Raw genomic sequence first — 7481 nt, forward strand, 5'->3', positions numbered from 1 at the left:
AGAAAGATCCGCTGACGAAGTGCTTCTTCAACCTCGGCAAACAGGACTCCGACGGGTTGAGCAAAGGCAACTTCGTCATCGACGCCGAATTCCGCGCCTACCTCGAACCCGTTCTCGCCAAACTCGCCAAAGCCGGCAACTGCAACCCTGAAGAACCCAATCCCCTCGTGGACGACCTCGATCGCAGTGCCGGCGGTGATGGCAATGGCAACGACGGTGATGGCAATGGCAACGACGGCGGTGGTGACGGCGAGCCGAGCGGTGGTGGTGACGGTGGTGGTGGTGACGGTGGTGGTGGTGGTGACGGTGACGGTGACAGTGAGAACCAGGATCCGACATTGTTCGACAAGCCGGGCGGAGACAAGCCGGGCGGAGACAAGCCGGGCGACGGTGCAGTCCGCGATACGGCTACCTCCGCTGACGAGAAGCGCCGTGCCGGAAGGGATACGCGCAGTCAGGGACGCCGCAACCACGACGCACTCAAGGCGGTCCTACGTCAGATGCTCGCCTCCGGCGCGCTCGGCACGCACCGCGGACTTCCGGTCACCGCGGTCATCACCATGACCGCCAAGGACCTCGAAACCGCCTCGGGGCACGCGGTCACCGGAACCGGATCGCTCGTCTCGATCCGCGACGCCATCCGCATGGCCTCGCACGCGCATCACTACCTTGCTGTCTTCGACGACGACGGACGCGCTCTGTATCTCGGGCGCTCCAAGCGACTCGCGTCGGCAGATCAACGCATCATCCTCATCGCCCGCGACCGCGGCTGCACCTTCCCCATGTGCACCCGTCCTGCGACGTGGTCCCAAGCGCACCACATCAACGACTGGGAGCGCGGCGGCTACACCGACGTCGACTCACTGACGTTCGGCTGCGATCTGCACCATCCGCTCGTCGGCGAAGGCCCGAACGATTGGGCAACCACCACCACCGGCCCGGATCATCCGCAACCCGGCCGAACCCAATGGCATCCACCGGAAGCCGTCGACCCGAACCGCCGCGGGCTGGTCAATCACTACCATCATCCCCAGGAATACCTCTACGACGAACCGGACGATCCCGAGCAGTAGCGCTCGGCCTCAGTCCCGCAGTGAGATTGTAAATCGTAGCGGCACAGTCGAACTGTGCCTCCTACAGTCGTGTGCCCAGCAGCCTCAGCACCTCAGGGCCATTCTCTCCGCGGTAGAACGTCGGACATGAACCGATGCAGCGCCGGGTTTTCGTTGTCCGTTCGCCATGCTGCGTCGAGTTCGACGGGCTTGCTCGGCGTGGTGTCGACCGGTCGGAACACGACACCCTCGGGCTGCATCGTGGTCGACGACTCCGGCACGAGCGCCACCCCGATCCCGGAGCGCACCAACACGAGCATCGTGTGCACCTGCGTGACGTACTGCACGTAGCGGGGGGTCACACCCACGACCGTGAACGTGCTGATGAGCAGCTCGTGGAAGTACCGAGCGTCGACCGGCGAGTACATGATGGTCGGCTGATCGTCGAAATCCTCCACTGTGAGCGAATCACGTTCGGCCAACGGATGATCGGCGGGCAAGGCTGCAACGAGTGCTTCGTGTAGGACGGGCCGTGACGCGATCCCGGGCCGCTTGAGCGGCGGCCGCGCCAAGCCGAGATCGATGTCGCCGATGGTGAGCGATTCCATCTGCACGGCCGACACCATCTCTCGCAACACGATCTTGACGTCGGGCAGCCGGTCTCGCGCAGCGTCGAGCAACTGCGGAAGCACTGCGTGAGCGGACGCGCCGGTGAAGCCGACGACCACCGTTCCGAGGTCCCCCGTCGGAACGCGCCGTACGGTGAGGACGGCACCTTCGGCCAGGTGGACGATGCGGCGTGCGTCGGGCAGAAACGCGGCGCCTGCTGCGGTGAGGGTGACCGAGCGTGATGTTCTATCGATGAGCTGAACGCCCACTTCGTTCTCGAGCTGCTGAATCTGCCTGCTCAGCGGAGGCTGCGTCATGTGCAGGCGTTCGGCTGCGCGACCGAAATGGAGTTCCTCTGCCACTGCAATGAAGCAGGTGAGCCGGTTGAGCGAGAACATCCATGCACTCCTTGAATCACAACAGGCCGTTCGTGCCTAGGTCCAGTATCAACCTAGTGCACGAACGGCCTGTCCTGATCGAAGTCGCTACCAGCGCGGGCAGGTGTTCTCGAAGCTCGGATCGATGCTCTTCATATATCCGGTGTCGTCGCGATCGCGGATACCGCAGTCGAGGTACTGCTGGTGCAGCCCCGCGAGTGCGTCCTCGTCGATCTCGACGCCGAGGCCAGGCCCGGTGGGGACCGCTACCGCACCGTCGACGATCCGGAGAACGCCAGGCTTGACGACGTCCTCGGATTTCCACGGCCAGTGGGTGTCGCACGCGTAGGTCAGGTTCGGCGTCGCCCCGGCGAGGTGCACCATCGCGGCGAGACTGATACCCAAGTGGCTGTTGGAGTGCATGGACAACCTGAGGTCGAAGTTGTCGGCGACGCCGGCGAGCAGGCGTGACCGCTGCAGGCCGCCCCAGTAATGGTGGTCGGAGAGGACCACCTGCACCGAGTCCTTCAGCACCGCGGGCTTCAGTTGATCGAACGCGACGACGCACATCTTGGTCGCGAGCGGCATCTTCGCCTCACGAGCAACTTCGGCCATCCCGTCGAGGCCTGGCGTCGGATCCTCCAGGTATTCGATGATGCCGTCGAGCTCGGATGCCACGCGAATCGATGTGTCGACGGTCCAGGCGGCATTCGGATCGAGACGCAGCGGCAGATCGGGGAACGCTTCGCGCAGCGCCTTGATGCCGGCGATCTCCTCGTCCGGTGAAAACACGCCGCCCTTGACCTTGATGGCGCCGAATCCGTACTCGGCGATCATCTTCTGGGCCTGACGTACGAGCCCGTCCGGATCGATGGCCTCGCCCCACTCGTCGGCTTCGGCACCGGGATGCGCCGCCCACTTGTGAAACAGGTAGGCGCTGAACGGGACCGCATCGCGCACCCTCCCTCCGAGGAGGTCCGACACCGGACGGCCCAAAGCTTTGCCCTGGACGTCCAGGCAGGCCACCTCGAAGGGGGAGAACACGCGGTCCGTGGTGCTGGCTGTCGTGATCATGCCGGCGACCCCGTCGCCACCGGTGATCGTCGACGACGCCAACTCGGTGTCGATCGCAGCACGAATACTGTTGAGCGCGAACACCTCGAGGCCGGTGATGGCGAGAGCTGCTGCCTCGAGTCGCTTCAGGTGCGCGGTGTCGGCATAGGTTTCACCCAGCCCGACCAGCCCCGCATCGGTATCGAGCTGAACGATCGCACGCAGTGCATACGGCTGATGCACACCCACGGTGTTCAGCAGAGGCGGATCGACGAAAGCAACCGGCGTGATGCGCGCACCCGTGATGCGGATCGATTCCAATGTCAGTGAACCGCGAGCTCGTTCGCCAACACTGCACGACCGGCGGCGAGTATCCGGGTCAGCTCGTCGAGGTGAGGCGTGCTGATGTCGACGAGCGGGGGACGAACCGGACCGGCTTCGATGCCTTCCATGGTGACGCCGGCCTTGATGAGCGAGACTGCGTAGCCGGGGACCTGATCACGCAGGCGGACCAGAGGATGGAAGAAGTCACGCAGCAACGCGGCAGTGAGCTGCTCGTTCCCGGTCTCCATGGAACGGTAGAACGCCAATGCCAGTTCCGGAGCGAACGCGAACGTGGCCGAGGAGTACAGCGTCACACCGATAGCGCGGTACGCCTGCTGCGAGACCTCGGCGGTGGGAAGACCGTTGAAGAACTGGAACGGCTTGCCCGACGGCTCCAGTGCATCCAACACGGCTCGCACGATGCGGCCGACCTGGTCCAAATCGCCTGTGCCGTCCTTGAAGCCGACGACGGTGGGCAACTGGGCAACCTCGACGGCGGAGTTCTCGTTGAAACGTGCGTTGCCGCGGTTGTAGACGATGACGGGGAGATCTGTGCTGTCGGCGACGGCCTTCGTGTAGCTGACGAGTCCGGCCTGCGGCATCGTCACCAGGTACGGAGGGAGCAGCAGGAGGCCGTCGGCACCGTTGGTCTTGGCGCTGCGCGCGAAAGCCTTGGCCTGGGCGACGGATCCGCCCGTTCCGGCGTAGACCGGAACGCGGCCGCCGATGACGTCGACGGCGGTCTTGACGATCTTGCCGAACTCTTCGAGCTCGAGGGCGTGGAATTCGCCGGTGCCGCAGGCGATGAACACTCCGCCGGGCCCTGCGTCGACACCCTTCGCGATGTGTGCGGCCAGCAGGTCGTGGTCGACCTCACCGGATGCGGTGAACGGGGTGACGGGGAAGAAGAGGACTCCGTCGAGCATTGTGTCTCCTAGATGTGGGGAACGAAAGGTGAGTGGGGGAGTTCAGTCTTGGGTGAGCCGGCCGTCGACACGACGCCAGATTTTGTCCGGGTTGCCGTCGGCGATAGCGCTGGGCAGCAACGATGCTGGAACGTCCTGGTAGGCGACGGGTCGCAGGAAGCGCTCGATGGCGAGCGAACCGACGGACGTGGTGCGCGAGTCGGACGTCGCGGGGGACGGGCCGCCGTGAACCATGGCGTGTCCGACCTCGACACCGGTGGGCCAGCCGTTGAACAGAATGCGGCCGACCTTCAGTTCCAGTACTTCGAGGAGCTTGCCCGCTTCGGCGTGGTCGGCGTCGTCGGTGTGAATCGTCGCGGTGAGCTGGCCTTCGAGACGTGCAGCGACCTCTCGAACCTGCTGGGCATCGGCGCATTTGACGATCAGGCTGGACGCGCCGAATACCTCTTCCTGTTCCACCTCGGAGGCAACGAAGCTGCTCGCGTCAGTTACGAACAGAGCGGGCCGACCGACGTTCGGGGCGTCGGATTCGGTGCCGCGGGCGAGTTCGGTCGCCGACTTGGCGAGTGCCTCGACGCCGTTGGCGTAGCTCTCGGCGATGTTCGGGGTGAGCATCGTGGTCGGTGCGCATCCGGTCACCGCAGCCGAGGCTGCGTCGAGAAACGACTGCAGTCCGGGGCCGTCGACGGCAATGACGAGACCGGGATTGGTGCAGAACTGGCCGGAGCCCAACGTCAGCGAACCGACGAATGCCTCACCGAGTTCGGCGCCACGGGCCTCGAGCGCATTGTCGAGCACGAATACCGGGTTGATGGAGCTCATCTCGGCGTAGACCGGGATCGGCTCTGGGCGGCCGGCTGCTGCTGCGACGAGCGCCAGTCCGCCCTGGCGTGATCCGGTGAAACCGACGGCCTTGACCCGGGGGTCGGTGACAAGTGCGGTGCCCAGACCGCGACCGGAACCGAACAGCAATGAGAAGGTTCCCGACGGCATTCCGGTGGAGGCGACGGCGTCGGAGATTGCGCGACCGACGAGCTCGGAGGTACCGGGGTGCGCGTCGTGGCCCTTGACGATGACGGGGCAGCCCGCTGCAAGTGCCGAGGCCGTGTCGCCGCCCGCGACGGAGAAGGCGAGGGGGAAGTTGCTGGCGCCGAACACGACCACCGGGCCGAGCGCGATCTTGCGCTGACGGATGTCGGAGCGCGGCAACGGCGTACGGTCCGGCAGCGCGGGATCGATGCGCGCGCCGTTCCAACCACCGTCGCGGAGAACGGAGGCGAAGAGTCGGAGCTGGCCGGTGGTGCGTCCGACCTCGCCGGTGAGGCGGCCCATGGGCAGACCCGATTCTGCGACTGCGCGCTCGATCAGGGTGTCGCCGAGTGCGGCGATGTTGTCCGCGATGGTCTCGAGGAACTGTGCGCGGACCTCGGAGGACGTGGCGCGGTAGTCGGAGAACGCCGCAGCCGCTGCTGCGCAGGCTGCTTCTACATCTGCGTCGGTGCCGTGACCGTATGCAGGTTCGAGCTCCAGGCCCGTGCTGGGGTCGATGCCGTGAACCTGGGTGCCGGATCCGGCCACCGGGGTACCCGCGATGATCATCCGTCCGGTCAGGTCGGTGGAGTTCGTCGTCGATGCTGTCATGGTGACTCCTCTTCTGTGTCTGTCGATCACTGGCGTTGTCCGTCGATCAGGGATGCAGTGGGCGGTTTCCAGTGACCTGCCTCATAGCCGTCAACGCTAGAGAATCGATTGATACGTGTCCAAGTCAAATACTCGCGGCAGCGATGCAGAATGAGTATCAGGGCCGGTGCGGCGGGCGCGTGTCGAAGTGGCCTGACCATGCCGATAGTGCATCACTCGATGCGCTTATCGACTTGGACAGGAATCGATCAACTTACTTACTGTTTTTGGTGAGCCAAGTCACCCTGCAGAAAAGGTCGACACAATGAACTCCAGCACCACCCCGGTCGTCACCGAGATGCGGGTCATCCCGATCGCCGGACACGACGACATGCTGCTGAACCTCAGTGGTGCGCATGCCCCGTACTTCACCCGCAACCTCGTCGTTCTCACCGACTCGGACGGACGTACCGGCGTCGGCGAAGTTCCCGGCGGCGAGCCGATCCGGCAGACGCTCGAAGAGGCGCGTCCCTTGGTCGAGAACCGCAGTATCGGGCAGTACAACGCTGTGCTCGCAGAGATGCGCCGCACGTTCGCCGACCGTGATTCCGGCGGACGCGGTGCGCAGACGTTCGATCTTCGCATCGCAATCCACGCTGTCACGGCTGTGGAGTCTGCACTGCTCGACCTGCTCGGTCAGCACCTCGGCGTCAGCGTCGCCGCGTTGCTCGGTGAGGGTCAGCAGCGCGACAAGGTCCAGGCGCTCGGCTACCTGTTCTTCGTCGCAGACCCCAACAAGACCGATCTCGCCTACCGCAGCCCGGCCGATGAGGCCGCAGGCGCCGACGACTGGCTGCGCGTCCGCCACGAGGCGGCGATGGATCCCGACGCGATCGTGCGCCTCGCCGAAGCAGCGCACGCCCGATACGGATTCGCCGATTTCAAGCTCAAGGGCGGGGTTCTGCCTGCAGCCGAAGAAGCGCTCGCGGTCACCGCGTTGGCAGAGAAATTCCCGGACGCGCGCATCACATTGGATCCCAACGGTGGTTGGCTGCTGAAGGACGCGATCGAGACCTGCCGCGGGCTGCGCGACGTACTTGCCTACGCCGAAGATCCTGTCGGACCCGAGGGCGGATTCTCCGGCCGCGAAGTGATGACCGAGTTCAAACGCGCAACCGGCCTACAGACCGCGACCAACATGATCGCAACCGACTGGCGCGAAATGGGCCACACCATTCGCTCGGGTGCCGTAGACATCCCGCTTGCCGACCCGCACTTCTGGACCATGAACGGTTCGGTCCGCGTCGCGCAGCTGTGCGACGCATGGGGACTCACGTGGGGATCACACTCCAACAACCACTTCGACGTCTCGTTGGCGATGTTCACTCAGGTGGCAGCAGCGGCACCGGGGAACATCACCGCCATCGACACCCATTGGATCTGGCAGGACGGCCAGCGCGTCACCAAGGAGCCGTACGAGATCGTCGACGGCTACCTGACGGTCCCGGACAAGGCGGGCC

6 protein-coding genes are annotated in these 7481 nt (G+C 65.0%); 2 read left to right on the forward strand and 4 right to left on the reverse strand.

Annotation, left to right across the window (positions count from 1 at the left end; genetic code table 11):
* The coding region (locus WBQ44_RS03740; RefSeq protein WP_495565395.1) for a DUF222 domain-containing protein at positions 1-1073 on the forward strand (1073 nt) is incomplete at its 5' end.
* A 92-nt stretch (positions 1074-1165) separates the two neighbouring features.
* Here WBQ44_RS03740 and WBQ44_RS03745 read toward each other — a convergent pair.
* From WBQ44_RS03745 to WBQ44_RS03760, 4 genes are all read right to left on the reverse strand, one after another.
* On the reverse strand, positions 1166-2059 hold the full coding sequence (locus tag WBQ44_RS03745; RefSeq protein ID WP_495565396.1) for a LysR family transcriptional regulator: 894 nt from the start codon (positions 2057-2059) through the stop codon (positions 1166-1168).
* An 87-nt stretch (positions 2060-2146) separates the two neighbouring features.
* A complete protein-coding gene (locus tag WBQ44_RS03750; RefSeq protein ID WP_495565400.1) occupies positions 2147-3418 on the reverse strand; it encodes a glucarate dehydratase family protein in 1272 nt (423 codons plus the stop codon).
* Positions 3415-4341 (reverse strand): 5-dehydro-4-deoxyglucarate dehydratase, encoded by a 927-nt coding sequence (locus WBQ44_RS03755; RefSeq protein WP_495565397.1) that lies wholly within the window; start codon positions 4339-4341, stop codon positions 3415-3417. The genes WBQ44_RS03750 and WBQ44_RS03755 overlap by 4 nt, the downstream gene beginning before the upstream one ends.
* 42 nt (positions 4342-4383) lie before the next feature.
* The gene (locus WBQ44_RS03760) at positions 4384-5982 is read right to left on the reverse strand and encodes an aldehyde dehydrogenase (NADP(+)) (protein WP_495565398.1); all 1599 of its coding nucleotides are present in this window, start codon (positions 5980-5982) and stop codon (positions 4384-4386) included.
* 304 nt (positions 5983-6286) lie between these two features.
* On the opposite strand from WBQ44_RS03760, the gene WBQ44_RS03765 reads away from it, so the two are divergent.
* Positions 6287-7481 (forward strand): enolase C-terminal domain-like protein (locus WBQ44_RS03765; protein ID WP_495565399.1); only part of this gene is annotated, 1195 nt, incomplete at its 3' end.

Source organism: Rhodococcus sp. (in: high G+C Gram-positive bacteria) (assembly GCF_049591685.1).
Lineage (GTDB): Bacteria > Actinomycetota > Actinomycetes > Mycobacteriales > Mycobacteriaceae > Rhodococcoides.

Excerpts from the sequence above, each read along its gene's own strand:
- WBQ44_RS03745 (WP_495565396.1), bottom strand. The coding sequence starts at position 2,059 with ATGTTCTCGCTCAACCGGCTCACCTGCTTCATTGCAGTGGCAGAGGAA.
- WBQ44_RS03755 (WP_495565397.1), bottom strand. The coding sequence starts at position 4,341 with ATGCTCGACGGAGTCCTCTTCTTCCCCGTCACCCCGTTCACCGCATCC.
- WBQ44_RS03760 (WP_495565398.1), bottom strand. The coding sequence starts at position 5,982 with ATGACAGCATCGACGACGAACTCCACCGACCTGACCGGACGGATGATC.